This window comes from Telluria sp. Soil_C_11, from assembly GCF_057657395.1.
Map to the genome: position 1 here is coordinate 1 of NZ_JBDGIN010000077.1, position 203 is coordinate 203.

At 60.1% G+C, this 203-nt stretch carries 1 protein-coding gene; it reads right to left on the reverse strand.

Translation table 11 applies throughout. The features are described from left to right. On the reverse strand, positions 1–197 hold a 197-nt coding region (locus AC3A6M_RS24965), incomplete at its 3' end, for an Ig-like domain-containing protein (RefSeq protein WP_487855367.1). Positions 198–203 lie beyond the last annotated feature (6 nt).

Consider the following 203-nt stretch of genomic DNA (forward strand, 5'->3'; position numbering starts at 1 on the left):
TCGTTGGTGCCGGTGACAGTCACGGTCACCGTGCTGGTAGACTCGACACCCTGGTCGTCCTTCATCGTGTAGTTCAGGGTGACCTGTTCGGTGGCACCGGCTTTCAGATGATCGAAATCCGAGCCCGGGGTGAAGACCAGCTGGTTGTTCACCACACTGGTCGTGCCCTTCCCGTCCGGTGCAGCACCGGATACCAGCGTGAA